This window comes from Marinitenerispora sediminis, assembly GCF_003336425.1.
Lineage (GTDB): Bacteria > Actinomycetota > Actinomycetes > Streptosporangiales > Streptosporangiaceae > Marinitenerispora > Marinitenerispora sediminis.
On the sequence record NZ_QEIO01000016.1, the window covers coordinates 31137 to 56626 of the forward strand.

Annotated in this window: 20 protein-coding genes; 10 read left to right on the forward strand and 10 right to left on the reverse strand. The window is 75.2% G+C overall.

Annotation, left to right across the window (positions count from 1 at the left end; all coding sequences use genetic code 11):
• Positions 1-677 precede the first annotated feature (677 nt).
• From DEF28_RS04745 to DEF28_RS04760, 4 genes are all read left to right on the forward strand, one after another.
• Positions 678-1979: a hypothetical protein gene (locus DEF28_RS04745; RefSeq protein ID WP_114397404.1), complete on the forward strand. Its 1302-nt coding sequence runs from the start codon at positions 678-680 to the stop codon at positions 1977-1979.
• A 638-nt stretch (positions 1980-2617) separates the two neighbouring features.
• Positions 2618-3427: a nucleotidyltransferase domain-containing protein gene (locus DEF28_RS04750; protein ID WP_114397405.1), complete on the forward strand. Its 810-nt coding sequence runs from the start codon at positions 2618-2620 to the stop codon at positions 3425-3427.
• 39 nt (positions 3428-3466) lie between these two features.
• The gene (def, locus tag DEF28_RS04755; protein ID WP_114397406.1) at positions 3467-4039 is read left to right on the forward strand and encodes a peptide deformylase; all 573 of its coding nucleotides are present in this window, start codon (positions 3467-3469) and stop codon (positions 4037-4039) included.
• 191 nt (positions 4040-4230) lie between these two features.
• Positions 4231-5217 carry a coiled-coil domain-containing protein gene (locus DEF28_RS04760; RefSeq protein WP_114397407.1) on the forward strand — a complete coding sequence of 329 codons (987 nt, stop codon included), beginning with the start codon at positions 4231-4233 and terminating at the stop codon, positions 5215-5217.
• A gap of 192 nt (positions 5218-5409) precedes the next feature.
• Here the strand turns inward: DEF28_RS04760 and DEF28_RS04765 are convergent, their stop codons facing one another.
• The 5 genes from DEF28_RS04765 to DEF28_RS04785 all read right to left on the reverse strand — a co-directional run bounded on the left by DEF28_RS04765 (position 5410) and on the right by DEF28_RS04785 (position 10349).
• A complete protein-coding gene (locus DEF28_RS04765) occupies positions 5410-6711 on the reverse strand; it encodes an MFS transporter (protein ID WP_114397408.1) in 1302 nt (433 codons plus the stop codon).
• A gap of 749 nt (positions 6712-7460) precedes the next feature.
• Entirely contained in the window at positions 7461-8336 is an 876-nt protein-coding gene (locus tag DEF28_RS04770; RefSeq protein ID WP_233515095.1) for an alpha/beta hydrolase, read from the reverse strand.
• 105 nt (positions 8337-8441) lie between these two features.
• Entirely contained in the window at positions 8442-9032 is a 591-nt protein-coding gene (locus DEF28_RS04775) for a TetR/AcrR family transcriptional regulator (protein WP_114433301.1), read from the reverse strand.
• A 49-nt stretch (positions 9033-9081) separates the two neighbouring features.
• The gene (locus tag DEF28_RS04780) at positions 9082-9405 is read right to left on the reverse strand and encodes a DMT family transporter (protein WP_114397409.1); all 324 of its coding nucleotides are present in this window, start codon (positions 9403-9405) and stop codon (positions 9082-9084) included.
• A 149-nt stretch (positions 9406-9554) separates the two neighbouring features.
• Positions 9555-10349, reverse strand: a complete 795-nt coding sequence (locus DEF28_RS04785) for a CPBP family intramembrane glutamic endopeptidase (protein ID WP_233515096.1) — start codon at positions 10347-10349, stop codon at positions 9555-9557.
• Between the two features lie 221 nt (positions 10350-10570).
• Here DEF28_RS04785 and DEF28_RS04790 point away from each other — a divergent pair, with 221 nt between their 5' ends.
• On the forward strand, positions 10571-12733 hold the full coding sequence (locus tag DEF28_RS04790) for an elongation factor G-like protein EF-G2 (protein WP_114397413.1): 2163 nt from the start codon (positions 10571-10573) through the stop codon (positions 12731-12733).
• A gap of 433 nt (positions 12734-13166) precedes the next feature.
• On the opposite strand, the gene DEF28_RS04800 is transcribed toward DEF28_RS04790, so the two are convergent.
• The gene (locus tag DEF28_RS04800; protein ID WP_114400710.1) at positions 13167-13985 is read right to left on the reverse strand and encodes an inositol monophosphatase family protein; all 819 of its coding nucleotides are present in this window, start codon (positions 13983-13985) and stop codon (positions 13167-13169) included.
• Positions 13986-14146: 161 nt separating this feature from the next.
• On the opposite strand from DEF28_RS04800, the gene DEF28_RS04805 reads away from it, so the two are divergent.
• Positions 14147-15088 (forward strand): threonine ammonia-lyase, encoded by a 942-nt coding sequence (locus DEF28_RS04805; RefSeq protein ID WP_199493139.1) that lies wholly within the window; start codon positions 14147-14149, stop codon positions 15086-15088.
• 42 nt (positions 15089-15130) lie between these two features.
• On the opposite strand, the gene DEF28_RS04810 is transcribed toward DEF28_RS04805, so the two are convergent.
• Positions 15131-15928 carry a M48 family metallopeptidase gene (locus tag DEF28_RS04810; protein ID WP_114400709.1) on the reverse strand — a complete coding sequence of 266 codons (798 nt, stop codon included), beginning with the start codon at positions 15926-15928 and terminating at the stop codon, positions 15131-15133.
• A 493-nt stretch (positions 15929-16421) separates the two neighbouring features.
• Positions 16422-18143, reverse strand: coding sequence for an amidohydrolase (locus DEF28_RS04815; protein WP_114446111.1), 1722 nt, complete (start codon positions 18141-18143; stop codon positions 16422-16424).
• Between the two features lie 573 nt (positions 18144-18716).
• On the opposite strand from DEF28_RS04815, the gene DEF28_RS04820 reads away from it, so the two are divergent.
• The gene (locus DEF28_RS04820) at positions 18717-19829 is read left to right on the forward strand and encodes an acyltransferase family protein (protein ID WP_233515097.1); all 1113 of its coding nucleotides are present in this window, start codon (positions 18717-18719) and stop codon (positions 19827-19829) included.
• A 91-nt stretch (positions 19830-19920) separates the two neighbouring features.
• On the opposite strand, the gene DEF28_RS04825 is transcribed toward DEF28_RS04820, so the two are convergent.
• Entirely contained in the window at positions 19921-20910 is a 990-nt protein-coding gene (locus DEF28_RS04825) for a CDP-alcohol phosphatidyltransferase family protein (protein ID WP_114433597.1), read from the reverse strand.
• Positions 20911-21185: 275 nt separating this feature from the next.
• Here DEF28_RS04825 and DEF28_RS04830 point away from each other — a divergent pair, with 275 nt between their 5' ends.
• From DEF28_RS04830 to DEF28_RS04840, 3 genes are all read left to right on the forward strand, one after another.
• Positions 21186-22625: a GuaB1 family IMP dehydrogenase-related protein gene (locus DEF28_RS04830; protein WP_114396079.1), complete on the forward strand. Its 1440-nt coding sequence runs from the start codon at positions 21186-21188 to the stop codon at positions 22623-22625.
• 313 nt (positions 22626-22938) lie between these two features.
• On the forward strand, positions 22939-23160 hold the full coding sequence (locus tag DEF28_RS04835; RefSeq protein ID WP_114446109.1) for a hypothetical protein: 222 nt from the start codon (positions 22939-22941) through the stop codon (positions 23158-23160).
• Between the two features lie 419 nt (positions 23161-23579).
• Positions 23580-23975: a DUF3592 domain-containing protein gene (locus DEF28_RS04840; protein ID WP_114396080.1), complete on the forward strand. Its 396-nt coding sequence runs from the start codon at positions 23580-23582 to the stop codon at positions 23973-23975.
• Positions 23976-24015: 40 nt separating this feature from the next.
• On the opposite strand, the gene DEF28_RS04845 is transcribed toward DEF28_RS04840, so the two are convergent.
• Complete coding sequence (locus DEF28_RS04845; RefSeq protein ID WP_114396081.1) at positions 24016-25143, reverse strand: RDD family protein; 1128 nt, start codon at positions 25141-25143, stop codon at positions 24016-24018.
• Positions 25144-25490: the final 347 nt, after the last annotated feature.

The following is a 25490-nucleotide window of genomic DNA, read 5'->3' on the forward strand; positions in this document are numbered from 1 at the left end:
GAGGCAGTGTAAAGATCACGGATTTCACCGCGGTGACCTCGTGTTACACACGCGAGAACAGCAACCAATGACAGTGGCCGCACCGGGAAATACTCCGGTAAAGATCGCCGATTCGGCGCCACAGGCGGATGGGGGGAAATCTTCGTCGACATGACCAGCCCCTACGCCCTCACGGGGCCAATCGTATCCGGGCGGGTTTCCTCCCGCCATAGCGCGCCGCTGTTACCGCCGTCACTGGCACCGCCGCCGCATCGAGGCGTGCAGTCCGGCCGCACGGATCTCCGGCACCCCACGGACACTGCTTCCAACTTCTCTAGAGAAAATCCACGAGCTTCGAATTCGATAATTCCTCGACATTTGCCAGGGATTCGAAAATACCCGGATTCCGGGAGAAAATAACGCACAGCCGGCAGGAATCACCGTTCGCGAGACGGCGGCGGTCAGTTTCCTCCGTTTCCGCCGATGCCGGGTGCGGCCGCTGCGCGGAAGGCCGGGCCGGGGAATTCCCGGCCGCCGACCGGGGGCGGGCGCGCGGCCGCGGCCCGGCAGAGTGCGCCCGGCCGCCGCGCGCCTGGCGGGCGGGCGTGCCTGGCGGGCGGGCGTGCCTGGCGGGCGGGCGTGCCTGGACGGCGCCCCGGGCGGGTAGGTACCGTCCGCCCTGACGAGGAGGATGACCGGTGCTGCCGACCGCCGACGCCGCCCTGACCGACCGTGATCCCGGACTGCCCTCGCTGCGCACGCTTCTCGACCCGGACGCGCTGCGGGAGCGCCTCGCGGCGCTGCTCCCCGCCGGCGCCGAGCCTCCGATGCGCGTCCGGGTCGACCTGCTCGACTACCTCCCCGGTGGCCCAGGGCGCCCTGCGCGGGCCGCCGCGGTGCTGGAGTACGCCGACCGGACCAGGCGGGCGGTGCTCACGGCGCACCCCGCCGACAGCGGCCTTCCCGAACCGCCGGCCGGGGAGGCGCGGCCGCGTCCCGCGCCCTCGGCGCCCGGTGCCCTGGACACCGGCGAACTCGACGATCCCGGCTGGCCGGGGACGCTGGCGGATCCGGAGCATGGACTGACCGCCACCGCGGCCGCCGCCGACCCGGACCTGCCGGCGCTGCGGCACTTCACCTCGGCCGCCGGCGCCTTCGCCCCGCTCCCCGGCGGGCGGGTCCGCACGCTGCGGCACGAACCGGGTCGGCGCTGGACCGGCCGCGCGGAGGACGCCGACGGCCGGCCGGGGTACGCGGTGCGCTGCCGCGCCGGAGGCGTGAACGTGGCCGCACACCTGGCGCTGGCCGCCGCCGGGGTGCCCGTACCCGACATCGGCCGCGTCAGCAGGTACGGCGTGCTCGCCACCCGCTGGGTGCCCGGTGGCACGCTCGCCGACCTGCTGGCCGCCGCGGACCCCGCGAGCGCCGACGCCCTCGCCGCCGCCGGCGCACTGCTGGCCCGGATCCACGCGGTCGCGCCGCCCCGGGAGCTGCCCGGACCGGGCCCGGCTCCGGACACCGCCGCGGCCGCCCGCGCGGTGGCCGCGCTGCTGCCGGACCTGGCGGAGCGGGCCGCCGCGGTGGCCGGCGCCGCCCGGGCGGCCGTCGAGCGGGCGGACCGCGCCGGGGATCCGCCGGTGCTGTCCCCCGGGGCCTTCTCCGCCGACCGGCTCGCGGCTGGTGAACGCCTGTCGCCGCTGCACCTGGAGCGGGTCCGCGTGACGCATCCGGCCGAGGACCTGGCCGAGTTCGCCGCCGGCGAGATCGCGGCCGGCCGCGTCCCGGCGGGCGCGCCGCTGGAGCGGGTGCTGGGTCCGCTGCTCGACGGCTACCTCGCCGCGGCACCGCGCGGCGGTACCGCCGCGTGCCGCGCCCTTGCGGCACGCACGGCGGGCGCGCTGCTGCGCCGCGCGGTGCGCCCCTTCCGCCACCGGGACCCGCACTGGCCGGAGCGGACCGCCGAACTGCTGGCGGCGGCCGAGGTGTTGTCGAACGGGTGACCGGTGTGCGAGCGTGATGGCGTCCCGTGGCGCGGGGCCGCGGTCCGCGCGCACCACGCGGCCGCATGTCTGGGACGGCCGGTGGTCCCGCCCCAGCGCCCGCGTGTCTACGGAGGGCGGGGCACCGGCCGTCCGCGTCCCCGCGGCCGGTGTGGCCGCGACGGTCTCACTCCCCCAACGGCGCCGGCGGCGTGATCGTTCCGGCCGCCGTGCCTGGGTCCCGTCGCGCTCCATGATGGCGGCCGCGCGGGCGGTCCGGCGTCCGGGATCGTCCCTGGCGGCCCCCTGAGCCCGCCCTGATCCCGCCCCGGCCCCAGTGGCCGCCGCCGACACGTGTCAAGGGTGCAGGCACCACCATGCGCGCACATCCCATCGCCCATGACGTGGGGTGACAGGGCGAAGCTCGCCGGGCATCACTTGCCTTGGACGGGGCCGAGCTTCCAGACTTGGGAGTCACGGGGACATGGCGGCGCCACACCGTCCGTCTCGGGGGTGCACGGCGGTACCGTCGTCCCCGTCGGCGGTCGCCCGCCCGCTGCACGCGGCGGCACCCTCGCCCGCCGGCCGGGCGAGAGACCGCCGTCGCGCACAAGCCCACTACACGTCCGCGCCGGAACGCGGACCAGACGGGAGACCAGATGGCTGTCCATCCGCAGGTGCGGGCCGTGGCCGAGACTTTCCTGCACGATGTGGATACCGAGGCTCCGGGGCTGGTGGAGGGGCTGTACCTCACCGGCTCGGTGGCCCTGGGCGACTACCGTCCGCACTCCAGCGACGTCGACTTCGTCGTGGTGACGGGCCACCGGCTCACCGACGCCGACCGCACGGCGCTGCGCCGGGTGCACGCGCGGATGCGCTCCCGGTTCCCCCGGCCGCAGTTCAACGGCATCCACGTGACCTGGGAGGACCTGGTCGAGGACCCGGGCGCGTGCGGTCCGGTGGCCTCGGTCATCGGCGGCCGCTTCCGCGACCGCGCCGGGGCCGACGTGAACCCGGTCACCTGGCACGTACTGGCCGAGAAGGGCGTGCCGGTGCGCGGTCCGCTGCCGGTCGAGTTGGACGTGTGGGACGAGCGCGAGGGGCTGCGCGCCTGGTCGTTCGGCAGTCTCGACGAGCACTGGCGGCGCTGGCGGGCGAAGGCCGGCCGGCTGGTGACGCCGCGCGGCCTGGCGGCGCTCGGCTCGCTGGCCCCCTCCTGGAGCGTCCTCAGCGTCAGCCGCCTGCACTTCACGCTGCGCACGGGCGAGATCACCTCGAAGTCGGGCGCCGGCTTCTACGCGCTGCACGCCTTCCCCGAGCACTGGGACCGCATCGTCAACGAGTGCCTGCGCATCCGCCGCGACTCCCGGCTGCCGTCGCTGTACCGGAGCACGCTGGAACGCCGCCGGGCCGCGCTGGACTACATCGAGATGGTGCTGGACGACGCCCTGCGGCCGGCTCCGGCGTAGCCGCGTGCCCCGCGTCCGGGCGCGGCTACCCTGACTGGCATGACCATGCGCCCGATCGTGTACTTCGGCGACCCCGTACTCACCGCGCCGACCACCCCCGTCACGACCTTCGACCAGCACACCGAGGCGCTGGTCCGCGACCTCCTCGACACCGTGGACGCGCCCGGCCGGGCCGGCGTGGCGGCCACCCAGATCGGGGTCGGCCTGCGGGTGTTCAGCTACAACGTCGAGGGGCGGATCGGCTACGTCATCAACCCGGAGATCGCCGAGCTCTCCGAGGAGGTCCAGGACGACGGCGAGGGCTGCCTGTCCGTGCCGGGCCTGTGGTACCCGACGAAGCGGGCGCAGCACGCGGTGGTCACGGGCGTGGACCTGCGCAACGAGCCGGTGACGCTGCACGGCTCCGGCCTCATGGCGCGCTGCCTCCAGCACGAGACCGACCACCTCGACGGCGTCCTCTACCTCGACCGGCTGGAGCGGGACGACCGGCGGGCCGCGATGCGCGAGGTGCGGCAGTCGGCGTGGTTCCTGCGCGAGTCCCCGAGTGTCGGCGGCTCCGGTGGTACGGGAGGTACGGGGGCGCTCCCCAGCGCCTTCGGCGGTGCCCGGTGACCCACCACACCCTGTCCGCTTTGCCAGAACTGCCCGCCATGTCGCTTTCGCCATTAATTCCGGACAAGTACTAGGCAGGTAACGGGCGGATCTCGTAGGGTCTGCCCCAGCATCATGTGGCCCCCCGTTCACACCCCCCGCTGCCCGAGGCGCGGCCACGCCTGTCCACGACAGCGATCCCGGTGACTCACATGCATACTCCCCTGCTTCCCTCCTCTCCTCCCGCGCGCCGCGCCACCGCGCTCGCCGGACTCCTCGTCGCGGCCCTGCTCGCACTGCCCGCGCCGGCCCACGCCGACCCGCAGGACGACCTCAGCCTCGACGAGCTCACCGAACGGGCCGAGCAGCTGGAGGACGAGTACGACGGCGAACTCCGGCAGTACACCGACGCCAAGGAGGCGGCCGAGAAGGCCGCCGCGCGGCTCGCCCAGGTCGAGGAGGAGCTGGAGGAGGCCCGTGCGAGCGTCGGCCAGTTCGCGGCGACGCAGTACAAGGGCACCGGCCTGGACCCCGCCATCGAGCTCGCCCTCAGCGGCTCCCCCGAAAGCGTGCTGGAGGACGCCGCGGTGATCGGGCAGGTCTCCCACAGCAACAGCTCCCGCGTGCTCGCGCTGACCGAGCTGCGCGAGGAGCGCGAGCAGGCCAGCGAGGAGGCCGACGCCGCGCTGGACGAGGCACAGGAGCTCGTCGACGAGCTGGAGGAGCAGCGCGACGAGGTCCTGGAGCGCATCGAGCGCTACGAGGCCGAGCAGGTCCCGGAGCCCGCCGCCGGTGCCGGCTCCGGGAACGGGACCGTCCCCGAGAGCGCGAAGGGATGGGGCTTCGACGGCGCCACACCGCGCATGGCGGCGATCCGCGACGAGATCATCATGACCTTCGGCGCGCCCTACGACGTCGGCTGCCTGCGCCCGGGCGACCCGGGCGAGCACGGCTCCGGCCGCGCGTGCGACTTCATGATGAGCGCGGGCGGCGCCTCCCCCTCGGCGGGCAACCGGGAGCTCGGGACCCAGATCGCGGAGTACGCCCGGGCGAACGCCGACCGGCTCGGTGTCATGTACGTCATCTGGGAGCAGCGGATCTGGGACTCCCGCAACCCCGGCGCCGGCTGGCGGCAGATGGAGGACCGGGGCAGCATCACGCAGAACCACTACGACCACGTGCACGTCTCGTCGTTCTAGCGGACGCGTCGGGCCCGGCCGGACGGCTCGGCGCGGCACGCCCCGGGTCGGTGCCCGGCGGGACTCGGCGTCCGCCCGGAGCCGCCGGCCGCTCTGCGGAACCGACCGCCCAGGTCCGCGCGCCCGGCGCCCCGGTGCGCGGTCCCGAGGGGGACCGCCAGGACCCGCCGCCGACGGCAGGACGCTCGTCGGTCACGTCCCCGGGCGACCGGGAGCGGGACGCGCGCCGCGCCGGACGACCGGCAGGGACAGCACCACTGCGGACGCCGCCGCCGCGGCGGCGAACGCCGGCCCGTAGCCGAGGGACTGCACCGTGAGCCCGAGGACCACCGCGCCGGCACCCGTGCCGGCGTCGTAGCCGATGTTCCAGGCGGCGCTCGCCGTGCCGTACCCGCGCCGGCCGGCGCGGCGGAACATCGCGACCAGGGTGTCGTTCTGGGCGCCGCCGAACCCGGCGCCGAACAGCGACGCCCCGACGACGACCGCCACCGCGCCGGCCGCGCCGGTGGACCCGGTGGACCCGGCCGTGTCGAGCGGCCACAGCGCCCACGCCGTCAGGGCCAGCCCGGCCACCGCACCGACCACGCTGGGCAGCAGCGCCACGGGACGGCCGCGCCGGTCGGCGAGCGCGCCCGCCGCACCGCGCACCGCCAACTGGGCGACGCTGTAGCCGAGCAGGGCCGCGGTGGCCACCCGCGGCGTCTCCTCCAGCGGGATCGCCAGGAAGGTGACGACGCCGCTCGACGCGGCGGCCAGTACGAGCATGACGGTCAGCGGCGCGACCAGGGCCGCCAGGATCCGCCGCCGGTCCTCCGGCGCCGGCTCCGCGTCCGCGCCGGCGGACGGCGCCTCCTCCTGCGGCATGCCGTCGCCGCCGACGCGCCAGAGGACGACGGCGACGACGGCGCCGGCCAGCGGCGTGACGGCGGCGATCCAGAACACCGCGGTGAAACCGACCTGGAGCGCCAGCCACACGCCGGACGCCAGGTAGACCAGGTTGGGCAGCCCGACGGCGAGGCCGTAGGCGCCGCTGGCCCGGCCCACCTGGTCGGGCCGCACCATGCGGACGGCCAGCGCGGCGCCCACGACGCTGACCATGCCGAAGCCCACCCCGCGCACCGCGGAGACCGCGATCAGCGGTCCGAGGTCGGCGGTGACGGCGTACAGCGGCGTGGGCAGGCCGAGCAGCAGCGCGCCGGCCGGGAACGTCCGGCGGTAGCCGCCGCGGTCCAGCAGCCAGGGCATCGCCACCTGGGTGGCCACCGTGGTGAGCATGAACACGGACGTGGTCGCGCCGGCGCCCAGGGCGCCGGCTCCGCCGCGGGCGGCCCACATGGGGACGACCGGCAGCAGCAGGACGTAGCCGCAGAAGCTCGCGACGGTGGCGAGGACGAGCAGCCGGAAGGCGCGGCCCCGCAGGCCGTAAGGGTGCGAAGGCCCGACGATGGGACGATCGGCGCTGGGCGGGCGGGGTTCCGGCGTGACACGGCGCATCCCCCATTTCTATCCCCTGGGCGGGGTTCCGGCGGCGCGCGGCGCCCGGTGCCGCCCGGACGCGCACGTCGGAGCCCGGAATTCCAGGGGTGCACCGGGCCGCCCGCGCCGCCGGCCGCCGGTGGTGGAGCGGCCCGATCCGAGGGCGCGCGGCCGCGCGCCCTGGCGCGGCTCCGCAGGCTCGGACCCGGCTCCGGGCGGTGCCGGCGGCCACGCCCGGCCGGGGAGGTGCGGCGCTGTCCCCCGATGGCCGCGATCCCGGCGGTGGCCTCGGACCGCACGGCGTGCTCGTCGGAGCGGGCGGCCACCGCCCGGTCGCGTTCGAGCCGGTTGACCCCGCGCTCCGTCGCATGCCGGTCACCGTCGTCAGTCGAACCCGCGACCGGCGGGCACCCGCCCGGCCGGCTGCCGCGTTGGCGGACGGCCACCCGGTCCGCCGGCCCGGGGATGGTCGCTGTTGCTTCTGCGTCGGCACGGGTGGATCGCGGGTCACCGCTGAACCACGGGAACATGGCGGCGCGCACCCGCCGGCAGACGGGTGCGCGCCGAAGCGCCCCGGACGTTCGGCGCCGCCCGGGCACGCCGCGGGAGCGTGCGGACCGCGGTGCGGCTCCGTGCTGCCGCGGGGGGTGATCACCGCGAGCCGGCCCGTCCTGAGTGCGACGGGCTCCGCGACACCCCTGGCCCGCGCCCCGGCCGGGCGAGCGGCGAACCGGCGCTGGCGGCGGCTGATCCGGCCGCTGGCCGGATCAGCCCGGTCCCAGTGCCGCCCCGTCCGCGTCGGCGGGCCGAGCGCCCTCCGCCTGGGCCGGCGCGGTCGCCGGCGGGACGGCGGTCCCGTCCAGCCGGCCGGCCAGCCATCCGGCGATGCGGTCGGCGAGTTCGGGCGTGACGGCGCGCTCGGCGTGCCCCATGCCCGGTTCGATCCACAGCTCCCTGGGCTCGCGCGCCGCCTCGTGGACGCGGTACGCGTGCTCCAGCGGGAAGTAGGCGTCGGCGTCGCCGTGCACGACCAGGAGCGCGGCGGGCGCCACCCGGCCGGCGCTCTCGGTGGGGTCGGGCGGCACGGGGTCCCAGTGGCGGTCGACGACCCGGACCTTGCGGACCAGGCGCAGGAAGAGCCGCCCCGCCGGGCGCTCGATCCCGAAGTGCAGCAGCCGCATCCGCGAGGTACCCCGGTAGTACCAGCGGCTCGGTCCGCTCACCGCCACGACGGCGGCCGGCCCGCCGAACATCGCGGCGTGCCGGACGGCCACCGCGGCGCCCATGGAGAAGCCGACCGTGGCGAAGCGGGTGTAGCCCAGACCGCGCAGGTGCGCGAGCGCCGCCTCCAGGTCGTGCACCTCCCGGTCGCCCACCGTGCACACGCCGGTGGAGCTGCGGTGGCCGCGGAAGTCGAAGGCCAGGACGTCGCCGACCGCGAGCAGTCGCCGCGCGATCATGCGGGTGTGCGGGCTGCGCCAGGTCCCGGTGAAGCCGTTGGCCATGACGACGGCGCGGTCGGTGCGCCGGAGGCCGCGCAGCAGCACGGTGTCCAGCCGCACACCGTCGGAGGTGGTGAGGAGCTCCCGGTGCGCGGGCGGCGGAGTGGAGGGGCGGGGGGTGGTGCGTGCGACATCGGACACCCCTCCATGGTGCCCGACATGGCGGTGGCCGGCACGGGTGCCGTCCCGACCCCGGCACGGCGGGCCCGCACCACCTCCGCCGGTACGGCCGGCTCCGGACCGGCGTCAGCCGGTGCGCAGCCGGGGCAGCGCGGCGGCGAGGGCGCGGGCGGCGCTGCCCGCCGGGTCGGGGGTGTTCTCGGCGAGGGCCGTGACGAGCAGGCCGTCGCAGAGCGCGAGGAGCAGCCGGGCGTCCTCCGGGGTGAGCCGGCGCCCGGTGTGCTCGAAGGCGGGCGGCAGCAGCCGCACCAGTCCGGCGTTCCACTCCCGGACGGCCGCGGCGTAACCGGGGTTGCGGCCGGCCTGGACGTAGCTCTCGTAGAACAGCGGCAGGCCGGGGGTGTCGTCGGACCAGCCGATCATGTCGACCACGAGGCGGGCCAGCGGTTCGAGGCCGTCGGGGGCCGGCCGGGAGCGGAAGTCGGCCAGCAGCGCGCGCGCCCGGGTGAGGAACCGCTCGCCCATGCGCCCCAGCGCCTGGCGGGCGAGGTCCTCCAGCGAGTCGAAGTAGTAGGTGGTGGAGCCCAGCGGCACGCCGGCCCGGGTCGCCACCGTGCGGTGGCTCACCCCCGCGAACCCCTCCTCGGCGAGGATGTCGGCGGCGGCCGCCACGAGCTGCTCCCTGCGGCGCTCCCCACGGGACGTCAGGTCCGGCATCGCGCTCTCCTCCCCGTCCGGCCCCTCCCGGACGCCGTGCCCGAGGGTCCTAGTGCCCACCCCCCGCGAGCCGCAGGCCGACGACCCCGGCGACGATGAGCACGATCGAGACGACACGCAGCACCTGTACTGGGTCGCCGAGGAACATCATGCCGAAGACGGCGGTCCCCGCCGCCCCGATCCCGGTCCAGACGGCGTACGCGCTGCCCACCGGCAGGGTGCGCAGCGAGATCGAGAGCAGGGTGAACGACGCCACGGCCGCCGCGGCGAACGTGACGGTCGGCCAGAACCGGGTGAAGCCCGCGCTCAGCTTCAGGGCGACGGCGAAGACGGTCTCCAGCATTCCGGCCACGACGACCAGGAGCCACGCCATGGCAACCTCCATTCCTTGTACGGTCGTACATGAATGTACGGCCGTACAGGTTTGGGGGGCAATGTCAGGCGGGTCACCCCGGCGAGCGGTGGGAGACCGGCCGCGCCGCGCCAGGCCGCGGTCCGGACCGGACCGGACGCGGCGCGGCGTCAGGCCGCGGCGACGCGCCGGCGGCGGCCCGAGCCGGCGAAGAGCAGCCCGCCGAGGTCGATGGCGAGGTGCAGGACGACGGGGATGAGCAGGCTGCCGGTCCCGAGGTAGGTCAGCGTGAACAGCGCACCGAGCAGGCCCGGGCCGACGAGGCCCCACCATCCCTGGTAGACGTGCGCCACCGCGAACAGCAGGCAGGACAGCACCGCCGCCGCCCAGAGCGGCAGCCCGAGGGCGACGCCGAAGGCGATGAACAGCCCGCGGTACAGCAGCTCCTCGCACACCCCGGCCGTCACCGAGACCGCCAGGGCCAGCCGGCGCTCACGGCGGGACCGCGGCGCGAGCACGGCCGCGACGTGGGATCCAGGAGCGGGCCGCTCCGCCGCCGCGCTCCCCGCCGCCTCCCCGCGTTCCGGGGCGGCACCGCGTCGGCGCCCGGAGCGGCGGCGCGCCCCGGCGGCCGCCCCCCAGACGGCCAGCACGGCCGCGACCGTGCCGGCCCCCGTGAGCAGCGGCAGCAGCTCGTGCGGCGCCCGCAGCCCGAGGTCGCCGGGGCGCAGGCCCGGCGAGAGCACCAGGATCGCGGCGATGGCCGCGACCCACGACCACTGGAGCACGATCGTCAGTACGTAGAACCTGCCCAGTGCGCGCGGATCGCTGGAGCGCCGGCGGCGCAGCCGGGCGAACGCCCACCGCCCGAGCAGCGGCTCCCCGATCGCCGCGTACACCACCAGGGCGAGCCCGAGGACGGTCGCTGCGGAGCTGAACTGAGGAATGCTTTCGGACCACGGCACGGGGCACAGCCTAGGAGAAGATCTGACTGATATACCGGAAACCTCCGGTCACCCCGGGCGACACACCCCGCAGCCAGTGTCATTCCGCCAGGTCACGCCTGGTTCGGACACTTCCGTCCGGGTGCAGACCTTGTGATATCCGGCTCACGGGGCGACGGTAGAAGTGTCCCGCGTCACATCCGGTACGGGACACCGACGTCACCCGTGGGGAGCTGATGAGCATGGCGGAGAAATCCGGTCCGGCGATCACCGGCAGGGCACCCGCGGCCGACCGGCCCGCGAACATCCGAAACGTGGTGCTGGTCGGCCATTCCGGGACGGGCAAGACGACACTGGTGGAGGCGCTGCTCCACGCCGCCGGATCCACGAACCGCGCCGGTCGCGTCGAGGACGGCTCCACCGTCAGCGACTACGACGAGGCGGAGATCCGGCAGCGGCGCTCGATCAACCTCACCGTCGTACCCGTCATGGTCGACGGAGCCGACCCCGTCAAGGTGAACCTGCTGGACACCCCCGGCTACGCCGACTTCGTCGGCGACCTCCGGGCCGGGCTGCGGGCCGCCGACGCCGCGCTGTTCGTGCTCTCGGCCACCGACGGCATCGACGAGCGGACCCGGATGCTGTGGGAGGAGTGCGCGGCGCTCGACATGCCGCGCGCCGTCGCGGTCACCCGGGTCGACCACCCGCGCGCCGACTTCCTGGAGACGGTGCGGCAGTGCCAGGAGGCGTTCGGGGCGAACGTGCTGCCCGCCTACCTCCCCGTCACCGCCGGCGAGGGCGAGCACCGGACCGTGCGCGGGCTGATGGGGCTGCTCACCCGGCGCTACCACGACTACTCCACCGGAGGCCCCGTCGAGGCGGCGGCGCCCGAGGAGGTCGCGGACCTGGTCGCCTCCATGCGCGCCGCCCTGATCGAGGGCGTGATCCAGGAGAGCGAGGACGAGACCCTCATGGACCGCTACATGGCGGGCGAGGAACTCGATCCCGCCATGCTGGTCGCCGACCTGGAGACCGCCGTCGCGCGCGGCACCTTCTACCCCGTGCTCGCGGTCTCGACGACGACCGGGGTCGGGGTCGCCGAACTACTCACCGAGCTGCCACGGGCCTGCCCCGGTCCGCAGGAGCGGCCGGTCCCGCCGGTCACCACCCCGGACGGCGCGCCCGTGCCGGACCTGTCCTGCGACCCGGACGGCCCGCTGCTGGCCGAGGTGGTCAAGACCGTGAGCGACCCCTACGTCGGCCGGGTCAGCCTGGTCCGGGTGTTCTCCGGAACGCTGCGCCCGGACACCGTGGTGCACGTCAGCGGCCACGGGCTGGTCGATCGCGGGCACGAGGACCACGACGTGGCGGAGCGCGCCGGCGGCCTGGCGGTTCCGCTCGGCAAGGAGACGCACCCCGTGGGGCAGGTGGTGGCCGGCGACATCTGCGCGGTGGCCAAGCTCGGCCGGGCCGAGACCGGGGACACGCTCTCCGACCCCGACCGCCCGCTGCTCATGCGGCCGTGGACGTTCCCCGACCCGCTGCTTCCGGTGGCCGTGCGCGCCGCGTCCAAGTCCGACGAGGACAAGCTCGCCCAGGCGGTGGCCCGGCTGGCCGCGGAGGACGTCACCCTGCGGGTGGAGGTCAACCCGGAGACCCACCAGATGGTGCTGTGGTGCATGGGCGAGGCGCACCAGGACGTGGCGCTGGACCGCCTGGCCAACCGCTACGGCGTCAACGTGCTGACCGACGAGATGCGCATCCCGCTGCGGGAGACGTTCGCGGTACCGGCCCAGGGCATGGGCCGCAACGTCAAGCAGAGCGGTGGCCACGGCGAGTACGGCATCTGCCGGATCCGGGTGGAGCCGCTGCCCTCGGGTTCCGGGCTGGAGTTCGTCGACCAGATCGTCGGCGGGGTGGTGCCCCGCCAGTACATCCCGTCGGTGGAGAAGGGCGTCCGCGCCCAGATGGAGCACGGCGTCGCGTCCGGCTACCCGCTCGTGGACATCCGGGTCACGCTCTACGACGGCAAGGCGCACTCGGTCGACTCCTCCGACATGGCCTTCCAGAAGGCCGGCCGGCTCGCGCTGCGCGACGCCGCCGAGCACGCGCGGGTGGCCATGCTGGAGCCGGTGGACGAGCTGTCGGTCCTGGTCGCCGACGCCCACATGGGCGCGGTGATGAGCGACCTGTCGGCCCGCCGGGGCCGCGTCGTGGGGTCCGAACCCGTGCCACCGGGGCGCACCCTGATCCGCGCCGAGGTTCCGCAGCTGGAGATCGTCCGCTACGCGATCGATCTGAGGTCGGTGTCGCACGGCACCGGGACGTTCAGCCGCCGGTACCTGCGTCACGAGCCGCTGCCGGAGCACCTGGCGAAGCGCCACCTGGCCGAGCAGCACGGGTGAGCCGGCCCCGGATGGCTCGCGGGGCGGCCCCGGAGCACGGCGAACGGACCGGCCCCGGGCGCCCCGCATCGTCCCTGCGCGCCGGGCGCCGGGTGCCGGGTGCCGCGCACGCCGCTCCGCCGCCCGCGCGGCGGAGCGGCCCGCCCGGCCCGCCCGCTGTCGCGGCCGGCCGTCACAGCACACCCGTGTGAGCCGCCGGCACGCGCGTCGCGGACGCCGCCGCCACGGGCGGCATGGTCGGGACCGCGTCCGCCACCCCGATCCTCCGCCGGCGCCCGGCCGCCGCGGTTGAGCGGGCGGCCGGGTGGCGGCGCCGTTCTCCCGGGCACGGCGTCCCGGACTCCGCGCCGGACGGGCGCGGCGCGGTCCGGGCCGGCGGCCGCGCCAGGCGGCCCGCCGCGTCCCGCGGCGCCACCCGGCGGCGCCGCCCCGATCACCCCCGGACGGCCTGCGCCACCTCCTCCGCGAGTTCCGGGGTGGCCGCGATGACGCCTGACCAGCGCCGGGTGAGATCGGGGTCGATCTCCAGGGGGCGCCCGAACGCGTCGACGACCGCGCCGCCGGCGGCCGGGACCGTCACCATCGCCGCGACCAGGTCCATGATGCGGTGCACGTCGCCGCCGGCGTCGGCGAAGGCGTCGATGGCCCCCTCCGCCACCAGCGCGCCCTCCAGGCAGGTGCTGGAGAGGATGCGGATCCGGCCGGCGCGGTCGGTCAGCCGGTGCCACGCCTCCCGCGCGCGGGGGCGGGGGCGCAGGACGTCGACAGTGGCGCCGTCCAGCCGGGTGCGGCCGGAGGTGCGGTACGGGGTCGGCCGGCCGGCCACCGCGTGCCAGGTGCGCCCGGTGTCGAACCAGCAGGTCAGCGCCTCGGTGGCCGTGCCGTCCATGCTGACCGCGGCGGCGAGGCAGGACAGCGGGACACCGGACGCGGCGTTGGCCGACCCGTCCACCGGGTCCACGACCAGCGTGACCGCCGAACCGATGTCGACGAAGCCGATCTCCTCGCTGAGCAGGTTGGTCCCGGCCTGGCGGGCCGCCTCGGCGACGGCCTCCTCGACCAGCTCGTCCACCAGCATCGTCGGGGTGCCGTCGGCCCCCATGGCGGTCTCGGCGCCGAGCTCGGCCCGGGTGTGCCGGCGGCGGGCGTCTCCGTAGGCCCGGGCCGCGGCGCGGGCGACGGCGGCCAGCGCCGGGTGGACGCCGGTCGGGAGCACCGGTTCGGGAACCGGCCAGGGGATCGCGCTGGACATGTCGCTCCTGGGGTCGCGGGAGGAGGGTTTCCGGGGGCCGCGGCCCACTCTGCCGTATCGGGGCCGGCGGCCGAGGGGCGGCCCGGTGAGCGCCGGAACCGGCCGCCGGAGGCGGCCGAACGCCACTATGGGCCGGGGCCGCCGGCACCTACCATGCGCACATGGCGATCCGCACCCCCCTGAGCCTGGACCGTATCGAAGCCGCCGCCCACCTCGTCGACCCGGCGTTCCGCGACACGCCGCAGTTCGCGGACGAGAGCCTGTCGCGGCACCTGGGACGCGAGACGTTCCTGAAGATCGAGACCCTCAACCCGATCCGCTCGTTCAAGGGCCGCGGCGCCGACTTCCTGCTCCGCCAGACCGGGGAGACCCGCGCGATCGTGTGCGCCTCCGCCGGCAACTTCGGCCAGGCGATGGCCTACACGGCCCGGCAGCGCGGGCTGTCGGTGCGGGTGTTCGCCGCCGCGACCGCCAACCGGGTCAAGATCGCCCGCATGCGGGAGCTCGGCGCGCGGGTCGTCATCGGGGGAGACGACTTCGATGCCGCCAAGGCCGCCGCGCGCGAGTACGCCCGGGGGCGCGCCGGCTGCGTCTTCGTCGAGGACAGCCACGAGCCGCTGCTGGCCGAGGGTGCCGGCACCATCGGCGTCGAACTCGCGCCGCTGCGCCTGGACACGGTGCTGGTGCCGGTCGGCAACGGTGCCCTCGTCTCGGGCGTGGGCCGCTGGCTGAAGGCCGACTCGCCCGAGACGCGGGTGGTGGGCGTGTGCGCCGCCGGGGCGCCCGCCATGGCGCACAGCTGGCGGTCGGGGCGCCCGGTCTCCACCTCCTCGGTGCGCACGATCGCGGACGGCCTCGCCGTGCGGGTGCCGGTCCCGGCGGCGGTGGAGTGGATGACGGAGGTGGTGGACGACGTGCTCCTGGTGGACGACACCCAGGTCCTCGCGGCGCTGCGGCTGCTGCGGGACATGCTCGGCATCATCGTGGAGCCGGCCGCCGCGGTGGGCGTCGCCGCGCTCGCGCACCACCACGTGCCCGGTGCCCGGGTGGGCACCATCCTCACCGGTGCGAACTTCGCGCCCGAACTGGTCGCCATGCTGTGACGGCGCGGCGGTACCCCGGGCGGACCCCGCGGGCGCGCGGTGTCACAGCACCCGCCCCGGTCTGGAGCGGTCCCGCAGCGCCTCGAACCGCCAGGTGTTGACCGGGTGGCTGGAGAGCAGGTTGACGAGCAGCACGAAGAAGCCCTGGTCGGTGCGGGCGCGCGCGGCGATCTCGTCGAAGTCGACGGACCGGTAGAGGTACTTGCCGGCCACGAGCACGCGCAGGCCGGTCGCACCCTCGGGGCAGAACGCGTAGGCGTGGTTGTCGGCGGTGTACTCCTGCGCGCGGCTGAGGGACGTGCCGAGGCCGGGGATGAGGTTGGCGATCGAGATCCCGAGCTGCCGCCAGAAGGAGCTGTGCCCGGCGGCGATGTGGCCCACCTCGTGTCCGATGACGAACCGCAGGGTGTCGAGGTCGCCCTCCTTGTCGCCGACCTCGAACAGGTCGCTGTTGATGGCCACGTAGCGCCGGAACCCGTGCCCGGACGCGAAGGCGTTGATCTGCCCGTTGCCGAGCACGATGTAGGCGTCCGGCACTTCGGGCAGGTCGAACGCGCGCGCGGCGTCCACCACCATGCGGTACGCCTCGGGGAACTGCCGTTCGCTGAGCCGCACACCGTTGACCCGCTGCCGGGCGTAGAGCTGGCCCCGAGCGAAGAACACCAGTCCGGGGATGCCGAGGAGCAGCAGCGGCTCGGTCGTCTCCCCCTGGAGCGCCCGGTTGACGGCGCCGAGCACGGCCAGCGCGCTGACGCCCAGGCACACCAGGAGCAGGACGTTCTCCTGGGGGTGCCGGAACGCCCGCCGCCGTCGCCGGTTCCCCCAGTACATGATCGGCATGGGGTTCATTCTGCAACGCCGCCGCCGGCCGCGAAGGAGACCGCCGATATCGGTCAGGGGCCGCCGTTTCCGGGCGGCGCGGGCCGGGTTCCGGACCGCCAGCGGGCCGCGGCACCGCCCGGCGGCGTCCGGATCACTGAGAGGCCTGCCCGGACCGCGTGCGCGTATGGCGAGGGGCGTCAGCTCGGTGGGCGGGGACCGCGGCCCACCCCTGAGACCCCTCTCGGCACCCGCCGCGGCCATCGGACGGGGACGCCCTCCCGGGTCCGCCTTCGGCGCCGCCGCACCTCGCACCCGGCCCGGGCCGCGGCGGCCCCTGACCGCCGCCACCGCCGACCGGGGCGGAGCGGCGGCCCCGGTGCCGAGCTAGAGGCGGTACGGCGGTTCGTTCGGACCGGAGTCGCGGTCGGTCTCGGGCTGGTAGGGCACGGCCCCCGGCGGCGGAGGCGGCGCCGAGATCGGAGCACCCTGCGGCGGCTCGTCCGCCCCCAGATCACGGTCCGACTCCGGCCGATAGGGCCGGAGGCGGCGCCGAAATGGGAGCACCCTGCGGCGCGGGAGCGGAGAAGGCCGGCCCGGACGGCGGATCGGTGCGGCCGAAGGGCTGGGAGGGGCCGGTCTCGGTGCCGTGGACGGGCCCGCGGGGCGCTGGCGGCGGATCGAGCAGGTCGCCGCCGGCGTGCCGGCCGGCGCGCTCGGGAGCGGCCGGAGCGGGCTCGTCGTCAGCCAGCAGCGCCGCCATGTCGGCCTGCCGGGTGGAGCCGGCGCCGTCCTCGCCGGACACGCCCGCGGGCTCCGCGGGCGGCTGCGGGTACGGCTCGGCCGCGGGCGGCTCGGCGGGCCCGGCGCCGTCCATGCCGAACGCGCTCGGCAGCTGCGGAACGCCCGAGGCGGTGTCCTCCGGCCGGGCGAGGTAGGTGAGCGCCCCGATGGTCAGGGCGGCCAGCCCGGCGCGCAGCGTGGGTTCGCGGTCGGGGGCGAAGAACGGCGAGTGGTTGCTCGGCAGCGTCCCGAGCTTCTCGTAGGGGGTCTCGCCCGGCGCCGCGGCCCAGACGTCGTGCGGGGTGCCGCCGAGGAACCAGAACACATAGGGGACCGGGTCGTCGTCGCCGGGGAGCCCGAACTCGCCGAAGTCCTCGCTCCCGGAGAACGGCTCGGGGAAGTCGACCACGTAGGCGTCGCCGAAGTACGCCCGGTGCGCCGCCGCCAGGGCGGCCGTCTCCGCGGGGTCGTTGTCGGTGACACCGGCCTGCTGCGCCAGGGTGATCTCCGGCTCGCGCGGCGCTCCCGACGCCGCGGCCTCGGCCCGCACGATGCGCTCGACGGCCGTCTGCAGCTGCCGGCCGACGCGCTCGTTGAGAGCGCGGGTGTTGACCTCCAGGTACGCCTCGTCCGGGATGATGTTGGCCTTCGTGCCGGCGCGCAGCACGCCCACCGTCACGACGGCCATCTCGCCGGGGTCGACCTCGCGGGAGACGATGGTCTGCAACCGGTTGACGATGTTGGCGGCGATGACGACCGGGTCGACCGCGGTGTGCGGCCGGGAGGCGTGCCCGCCGGTGCCGTGGATGCGCACCTGCAGGGTGGTACCGGCGCCCAGGATGACGCCGGCGCGGTGCCCGATCATGCCCGCCGGCTGCGGGCCCACGTGCTGGGCGAGCGCGACGTCGGGTCGGCCGAAGCGCTCGTAGACGCCGTCGCGCAGCATCCCGGCGGCACCGTCGACGGTCTCCTCCGCCGGCTGGGCGACGATCATGAGGGTGCCGCTCCACTGCTCGCGGGCGCCCGCGAGCAGGTCGGCCGTTCCCACCAGGCACGCGGTGTGCAGGTCGTGGCCGCACGCGTGCATGATCGGGACCTCGTTGCCGTCGCCGTCCACACCGCGCGCGGTGCTCGCGTAGGGCAGTCCCGTCCGCTCCTCCACCGGCAGGGCGTCCATGTCCCCGCGCAGCAGCACGGTGGGGCCGTCGCCGTTGCGCAGGACGCCGACGACACCGGTGCCGCCGATGCCGGTGGCCACCTCGAAGCCGGCACGCGACAGCCATTCGGCCACCGCGCGCGCGGTGCGGTGCTCCTGGTGCGACAGTTCGGGGTTGCGGTGCAGGTCGACGTAGAACCCCTCGACCAGCGGGAAGATCTCGTCCACGAGCCCCATCACCGCGCTTCCGCGCTGCGCGACGCGCTGCGGATCGACCGCCTGCGGCACTGCTTCCACCTTCATTCCTCGGTCCGGAGGGCCCGCGCCGCGCTCGCGGCGCCGGTCCAGCGTCGGCGGGTGCACCGGGGCGCCGGCTCCGGCGTCACCGGCCGGTCCGCCCCGTCGCCCCTGGTACCGCCGCCGTCACCTGGCCGATTCTCCCGTTCCAGGTAACGAATCTCAAACGGCCGGCTTGGGAGGTGGCGGGCCTGCCGGCCAGGACCGCCCTCGTCAGCCCGCTGCCGCCGGTGTCGCGGCACGCCCCCAAGAGCGTCCGGAGGCGGGCCGGGCGGCCCGCCGCTCGCACCCGACAGGCCAATGTAGTGCGAGTACCGGGCGGAGCGCGCGTTTCTGGGGCGGCGATCACACCCCGCACACGCCCATGCACCCCCGGGAATGGTCGAATTTGGATCGGACCGATAGTCTGCCTTCTCAGAGATTTCCCAGCCGCATCCGCTAGGGCTCGTTCCCTGGCAGCCGGGGCCCCGTGTCGAGGGGCGGCGCTACGCAGCGCGCCGGCGCGGATGCATGGCGTGATCGTGACCCGCACTCTTCCGTGCCCACTTCCCGAAACCGTGACTCGGAGACCTCGTGGCCTCAACCACCACAGCCCTGCACCACCAGTCACATCCCGACGGCGAGAAGGCCGCGCCGTCCACCACCGCACCGGCCACCGGTGGCGCCCGCCCGCCCGGCGGTACCCCGGAACGGCGGCGCGACGCGCTGCTGGACAACGCGAAGTTCCTGCTGATCGTCCTCGTGGTGGTCGGGCATGTGATCTCGCCCGCGACCGACACCCGCCTCGCGGACGCGATCTACTTCTGGATCTACCTGTTCCACATGCCGGCGTTCGTGCTCATCTGCGGCTACCTGTCGAAGTCCTTCGACGGGTCGGCCCGCCGCGTGGACAAGCTGCTGACGACGGTCGTCGCGCCCTACCTGATCTTCTGGGGCATCTACGCCCTGCAGTCGCTGACCGTGGGCCGTTCCCTGCCGGACACCCCGCTCCAGCCGCTCTGGCTCACCTGGTTCCTCGCCGCGCTGTTCGTGTGGCGGCTCACGGTGCCGCTGTGGAAGCGCGTGCGCTGGCCGATCCCCGTGGCGATCGCGGTGTCGCTCGCCGCCAGCGTGGTGACCACCGGCGACGTGTTCGGGATGTCGCGGATCCTCAGCCTGCTGCCGTTCTTCGTCGCCGGCCTCATGCTGGAACCCCGGCACTTCGAGTTCCTCCGGCAGCGCTGGGTGCGCGTCTGGGCGGTCGGCGTCGTCCTCATCACCGCGGCGATGTCCTACATCTACCTGGAGCAGCTCAGCCTGGAGTGGGTGTACTGGCGGGAGAGCCTGCTCGAACGCGACGTCGACATCCTGCCGATCGGTATCCCGGGCCGGATCGTGTTCATGGTCCTCGCGGCCTCGCTCACGGCGGCGCTGCTGTCGCTCACCCCGCGCCGCACCACCTGGTTCACCGGCCTGGGCGCGCTCACGATGTACGTCTTCCTGCTGCACGGCCTGCCCATCCGGATCGCCGAGCAGTTCGGCTGGTACGACGTGGTCAACGGCTACGTCGGCCTGGCCGTCAACACGGCGGTCGCCGTGGGGATGGTCTTCCTGCTCTGCTCGCCGTGGGTCCGCCGCGCCACGCGGTGGGCCGTCGAGCCGCGCGTGGACTGGATCCTGCGGCGGGACCGGGCGCGCGGCGCCTGACCCGCCGTCGGAGCGGAACGACGAACGGGGCGGTGGTTCGCCGAGCGAACCACCGCCCCGTTCACGTCGCCGCGGCGCCGCGGCGCGGAGCTCAGCCCCGCAGCCGGTCGAGCTCCCGGGAGAAGTCCCGGGTGGCCAGCCACAGCTTGTACACGATGACGACCTCGAACAGCAGCAGCGCGGCGCACGAGAGCACCAGCACCGGCACCACGAGGCTCGGCCACGGGGTGAACAGCGACACGACCGCGGTGAGCGGCGCGACGACGCACACGAACATCTCGAACTCGATGCCGCTGAACAGGTGCGGGCGCACCCGGCTGCGCAGCAGCCGGTCCCGGACCCGCTCGTACCAGCCGAACTTCGCGCTGAAGCCCTGGTGCACGTCGATGACGCGCGCGCCCGCCGGATGGGCACCGGTCCGCACCTGCTCGGCGGCCACACCCGGGTTGTCGCGCAGCACCTCCTCCATGAACACGACCGGCGCGGCCTCGCCGGCGGCGCGCGGGGCGTCCTGCTCGGCGGTCTCGGTGCTCTCGGGGTCGTCCACCCCGGCGTCCACCGCGTCGCCGCGGGCCGCCGCACGCAGCTTCTCCCGCATCCCCTGGCGGGTCTTGGCCACCTGCGAGCCGTTGAGGTAGCGCAGCAGGTCGAGGAAGGTGACGACCGGGGCGAGCAGCAGGTAGACGGCGTCGCCGGTGGCCACCCACTGGCCGATCAGCAGGGCGAGCATGCAGCCGAAGAACCTGATGCGGTCGAAGACGAAGTCGACCCACGCGCCGAACACCGAGCCGTTGTTCTTCAGCCGGGCGATCTTGCCGTCCATGCAGTCCAGGACGAAACTGAGGTGGAACAGCACGGCGCCCGCGAGCAGCCACGGCCAGTCGCCCAGTGCGAAGCAGACCGCCGATCCGAGGCCGAGCACGCCCGCCCCGAACGTGATCTGGTTCGGGGTGATGTCGGTGCGGTTGGCGGTCCAGACGACCAGCCGCGCGGCGAGCGGGTCGACGAGGAACACCGTCCACCACGCGTCGCGCTTCTTGTAGGTGCGCTCGCGGACGTCCGCGAGTGTGAAACTCGTCATCTCATCTCCTGCGGGACTCCCGGCCGGGGTCGAGGGATCGGGCGCGCCACCGGGTGGCGACGCGCCGGGAGGGAGCACGATCCGGCGGGAGGGGAGGGTGGGTTTCAGCCGGAAGATCATTCCAGACAGTTGACGGGGGACGTAATCGGCGCAGTCATAATGAACCCGTAAGGGGGTTTCGAGCGAGACCGCGAGGCCGGTGAGGACCTCCGCGCCGAGCCCCAGGGAGCGACTGAGGTAGTAGCCTCCGTGGCGAGCGAACGGGATAGAGCGGCGTGCGCTTTCTGAACAACCAGGTTCCCGACCACGACCTGACCTACAGCGACGTGTTCATGGTCCCCCGGCGCTCAGCCGTGGGCTCCAGGCTCGACGTGGATCTCGCATCCCACGACGGCTCGGGGACCACCGTCCCCATCGTAGTGGCGAACATGACCGCGGTGGCCGGTCGCCGGATGGCCGAGACGGTCGCCCGCCGCGGCGGACTGGCGGTCATCCCGCAGGACATCCCGATCGAGGTCGTGTCCGACGTCATCGAGTGGACCAAGCAGCGCGACCTCGTGCACGACACCCCGATCACGCTGCACCCGGACGACACCGTGGGCGACGCGCTCAACCTGCTGCCCAAGCGCGCGCACAACGCGGTCATCGTCGTCGACGACAAGCGCCGTCCGGTCGGGGTGGTGACCGAGGCCGACTGCACGGGGGTCGACCGCTTCACCCAGCTGCGCGAGGTCATGTCCACCGACCTGCTCACCGTCTCGGCGGGGACCGACCCGAAGGAGGCGTTCGCGACGCTGCACGACTTCCGGCACCGGCTCGCGCCGGTGGTGGACGCGGACGGCTCGCTGGTCGGTGTGCTCACCCGCACGGGGGCGCTGCGCGCCACCCTGTACCAGCCGGCCGTGGACGCGGCGGGCCGGCTGCGGGTCGCCGCCGCGGTCGGGGTGAACGGCGACGTCGCCGGCAAGGCGGCGGCCCTGCTGGAGGCGGGCGCCGACACGCTCGTGATCGACACCGCGCACGGGCACCAGGAGAAGATGATCGGCGCCCTGCGCACGGTGCGCGCACTGGATCCGCAGGTGCCCGTGGTGGCCGGGAACGTGGTCACCGCCGAGGGCACCCGCGACCTCATCGAGGCCGGCGCCGACATCGTGAAGGTCGGCGTGGGGCCGGGCGCCATGTGCACCACCCGGATGATGACGGCGGTGGGCCGCCCGCAGTTCTCCGCGGTGCTGGAGTGCGCCGCGGCGGCCCGCGAGATGGGGCGGCACGTCTGGGCCGACGGCGGGGTGCGGCACCCGCGCGACGTCGCGCTGGCCCTGGCCGCCGGGGCCGGCAACGTGATGATCGGCTCCTGGTTCGCCGGCACCTACGAGTCGCCCGGCGACGTGATGCGCGACGCGCAGGGCCGGCTGTACAAGGAGAGCTTCGGCATGGCGTCGGCCCGCGCGGTGCGGCTGCGCACCGCCGAGGACTCACCGTTCGAGCGGGCCCGCAAGGCGCTGTTCGAGGAGGGCATCTCCACCGGCCGCATGTACCTCGACCCGGAGCGCCCCAGCGTCGAGGACCTGGTGGACGAGATCGTGGCCGGCGTGCGCAGCTCCATGACCTACGCCGGCGCCACCACCCTCGCGGAGTTCCACGAGCGGGCCACGGTCGGAATCCAGAGCGCGGCCGGCTACAGCGAGGGACAGCCGGTCCCGACGAGCTGGTAGTCCTCTCCCACCCCGACGCCCCGGCCGGACCGCCCGGCCGGGGAGGGCACCGTCTACTAGGGCTTCCCCGGCAAGGCCGAACTGGTCACCGCGCTGATCGGGTGCGGCGTGGACCGGCTCACCGGGCACCTGCGCTCCGCCGCCGAGGCGCGTCCGGAGCCGCCGCGCGCGGCACTGGCCGCGGTGCTCGCGCGCCGGACTGGAGTTCATCGGCGGCCACGAGCCGCTGGCCCGGCTGCGCACGTCGGAGGCGTGGCGGAGCCGGCGGGCGTGGCATGAGACGGCCCGGCGGATCCCCACGAACGCCGTCGGCGTGCTCGTGGCGATCCTGGTCCTGCTGGTGGCCGCCGGCGGGCTGCCGCGGGATCTCGGTACGCGGGTGGTCGGGGCGGGGCTGTTCGGGATGGCCGTGACCGTCGCGCTGGACTGGCGGACCCGGCGGCCGGACCCGCCGGTGGAGGAGGTCCTGGCCCCGCTGACGCGGATGGCGGCCGGTTCCCTGGACGCCGAGGCGGCGCGGGCGGTCGCCGGCTGAGACCCGGCCCGTCGGCGCGGCGCCGTCCTTTGGGCCGCGGCGCGGTGCCCGGCGGGCCCGGGACGCACCCGATGCGGATCGTCCGAGCCCGCCGCCGCGCGGAGCCTGGCGCGTGCCTGCCCTGGCCCCGTCGAGCGCGGCCGGCCGCGACACCCCGTCGGGTTTCACCGTGTCGTGGCGGCCACGGTGCCACGCTAGGGGTGGGACCCGCGGCGGCGCATCGGCCGTCCGGCGTATCCGGGAAGCTGCTCCCGGAGGATGGTGCCGTCATCCTCCGGGCGGACCGCCCGTACGGCGGCGGGCGCACCCGCCGCGGATCATGGTGCGCGGAACGATTCCGCGGGGTGCCGCGTCGTCCCGGGTGGGGACGTTCGCCTGAGCTCCGGCCGCGCCGGGGCGACAACGGGGAGGAGGACACCGTGGTGGTGCTGTATCCGCTGCTGCCGCTCGGGATCGGGGTCCTGGTCCTCGGCTGGCTGCTGTACACCGCTTGGCGGTCGGCGGTGCTGGCCGAGCGGGGCGAGCGCGCGCCGGCCGAGGTGGTGGGCTACCGCGAGGGGAGCGGTTCGTCGCGGATGGTGGTGCGGTTCCGCACCGGGGACGGACGCGAGGTGCTCGCCGCGCACGACAGCACGGGCTGGACCGCGGCACGTGCCGGGGACATCGTCACGGTCGCCTACGATCCGGCCCGTCCGGACCGCGCCCGCGTGGTGGACGCCCCCTGGCTGAGCCGCGGCGTCCCGATGCTGCTGGGGGCGCTGGGCGCGTGCTTCGTCGTGATCGGCGCGCTGCTGGGCCTGCTGGCCTGGCGCTGACCGCGGTGCGGTGGGGCGCCTGCCTGAATGAGGCCGGCCCTCATCCGGTCCGGCCGGCCGGGGCCGGCCGGGCGGAGCCGTCCGGCGGACGCGGCGGGATGTGGCGGACCATGGCACGGGGCAGTCCGCCGCCCACCGCCATGGTGCGGGTGACGACCCGGGTGCCGGCGAGCAGGTCCAGCAGCCCCGCCTGGTCGCGGCGCAGCACCGCGCAGCAGACGTGCGGCAGCAGGACGGCGAGCGACCACCACGCCAGGTCGAGGGCGGCGAGCGCGGCGATGGGCAGGTAGAAGGGCAGGGTGCGCGCGAGCACCCGGCGCCGCGCCGCGGGCCGCGGCGGGCCGGTGCCGGAGATGGCCACGTGCACGGCCGCCCGCCCCGGCGTGCAGCGGTCGCGGCGCAGCAGCGGGACCACCAGGCCGAGCGCGGCCAGCAGTCCGGCGAAGACCGCCGGGTGCGCCGTGGCCGCCGCGTCCGGCGGGATGGCGGGCACCGCTCCCAGCAGTGCGGCCAGAGCGGCCGCACCGGTCCAGCACAGCGCGAGGTCGAGGGCGTGCCCGGCCGTCCGGCGGGCCAGACTCGGCGGTAGCAGGTCGGGCACCGCCGCCGGCCAGCCGCGCGGCAGCCGCCGGCCCAGCGCGGCCGCCACCGACCACCCGAGCAGGGTGCCGAGCCCGGCCAGCAGGACGTCGTCCAGCGCGGCCACCCAGTGCGCGCACGGGGCCGGACCGAGCAGCCCGATGAGCTGGACGGCCTGCACCCCCGCCGCCAGCGCCAGCCCCAGGGCCGCCGCGCGGGCCCAGCCGGACCGGTAGCGGTGGCGGGCGAGCAGCCCCACCGGCAGGAACACCGCGGTGGTCATGGCGGCGCGCGCGAGGGCGGCACCGTTGGGAGGGAGGAGGGTGCCGCCGATCCCGCCCGCGGGCGGTGTGCCGCCCGCGGCGCAGCCGGGGCCGGCGCCGTCCGGCAGCGGCCAGACGGCGAAGGCGAGCAGGCCGCACCCGGTGGCGACCACGGCCGCGCCGACCCCGCCGCTCCAGCCGCCGACCCGCCCGTAGCGGCGGTGCTGGCGCGCGACGAAGCACGCCGCGGCCAGCACCGCGGCGAGCGCGACCGCAGGCACCGCCACGTCGGCGACTTCGGGTGACCGGACGACTACACCTTCCATGGCACCGACGCTAGCCACCGGCCGCGGGCCGCGCAGCGAAACCGGGAAAGCCGCGACACGCCCGGACGACCGAGTGACGCGGTCGACGCGTTCGGTAACTTTTTGATAATTCTTCCGAACCCGCCGACATGACCACTCGCCCCATTCGCCCTAGTCTGCCGACTGGGGGGACGGATGAGCGCTCTCGCGACCTGCGGGATCTTGAGCCCGAAACAACCCGTTCCCGCCCGCCAGTGGGAGATAGCGGCCAGTTACGGCAAGGGTACGATCCGATGGCCGGATTCCCCCTTTGGTGGAGTAATGACCGCGTAACGGCACGCAGACCGGCCGCGTCGAGCACGTGTCGC

Bases quoted from the DNA above. Each gene is read 5' to 3' on its own strand.
- DEF28_RS04780 (WP_114397409.1), bottom strand. From the start codon at position 9,405: ATGGCGTGGCTCCTGGTCGTCGTGGCCGGAATGCTGGAGACCGTCTTC.
- DEF28_RS04765 (WP_114397408.1), bottom strand. From the start codon at position 6,711: ATGCGCCGTGTCACGCCGGAACCCCGCCCGCCCAGCGCCGATCGTCCC.
- def (WP_114397406.1), top strand. From the start codon at position 3,467: ATGACCATGCGCCCGATCGTGTACTTCGGCGACCCCGTACTCACCGCG.
- DEF28_RS04805 (WP_199493139.1), top strand. From the start codon at position 14,147: ATGGCGATCCGCACCCCCCTGAGCCTGGACCGTATCGAAGCCGCCGCC.
- DEF28_RS04800 (WP_114400710.1), bottom strand. From the start codon at position 13,985: ATGTCCAGCGCGATCCCCTGGCCGGTTCCCGAACCGGTGCTCCCGACC.
- DEF28_RS04790 (WP_114397413.1), top strand. From the start codon at position 10,571: ATGGCGGAGAAATCCGGTCCGGCGATCACCGGCAGGGCACCCGCGGCC.
- DEF28_RS04825 (WP_114433597.1), bottom strand. From the start codon at position 20,910: ATGACGAGTTTCACACTCGCGGACGTCCGCGAGCGCACCTACAAGAAG.
- DEF28_RS04810 (WP_114400709.1), bottom strand. From the start codon at position 15,928: ATGCCGATCATGTACTGGGGGAACCGGCGACGGCGGCGGGCGTTCCGG.
- DEF28_RS04760 (WP_114397407.1), top strand. From the start codon at position 4,231: ATGCATACTCCCCTGCTTCCCTCCTCTCCTCCCGCGCGCCGCGCCACC.
- DEF28_RS04845 (WP_114396081.1), bottom strand. From the start codon at position 25,143: ATGGAAGGTGTAGTCGTCCGGTCACCCGAAGTCGCCGACGTGGCGGTG.
- DEF28_RS04750 (WP_114397405.1), top strand. From the start codon at position 2,618: ATGGCTGTCCATCCGCAGGTGCGGGCCGTGGCCGAGACTTTCCTGCAC.
- DEF28_RS04775 (WP_114433301.1), bottom strand. From the start codon at position 9,032: ATGCCGGACCTGACGTCCCGTGGGGAGCGCCGCAGGGAGCAGCTCGTG.